Origin of the sequence: Dyadobacter sp. 22481, assembly GCF_052044875.1 — a bacterium.
Lineage (GTDB): Bacteria > Bacteroidota > Bacteroidia > Cytophagales > Spirosomataceae > Dyadobacter > Dyadobacter endophyticus.
In genome coordinates this window covers 1-503 of sequence record NZ_JBQENV010000018.1, presented here as the reverse complement: position 1 = coordinate 503, position 503 = coordinate 1, and the positions used below count along the sequence as shown (strand labels likewise).

Genomic DNA, 503 nt, shown 5'->3' with positions numbered 1-503 from the left:
TTTGATTTTACAGACGCTGACGGAACAGTCGAAACCATTACATTCACTGAATTCCCAGAGAATGTGACAACGGTGACCATCAATGGTGTTACCTATGTAGCTCCGGGTGAAACACCGGGTTCAGGGCAAACCGCATGGCCGGACTCATTAACGGTTCCGGTAACAGGTCTTTCTGTTTTGATTGACCCTATCGACGGCGCTGTGACCGCCTCTGTTCCTTTTGTAGTAACAGATAACGGTGGTGCGGTAAGCAATGAAAGCACCGTAACGGCTCCATTCACTGCACCGGCAGTTGGTCTTTCCGGCAACGTCTTCCATGACGCCAATGCATTGACTGACAATACAGTCAATACAACCGGCTCGGTGACTACGATCCCGACTGGTCTTTTCGTATCGCTTATCGACAGCACTGGTGCTGTGGTAGCGACTGTTCCTGTGAATGCAGACGGTTCTTACGACTTCGGTGATGTAGAGCCAGGTACTTACAGCGTGGTATTGCATCA

The 503-nt window shown here is 50.1% G+C and carries 1 pseudogene; it reads left to right on the top strand.

The window, feature by feature from the left end:
- Window positions 1–503, top strand: a pseudogene (locus tag ACTJJJ_RS31740) (hypothetical protein); the annotation flags it as partial.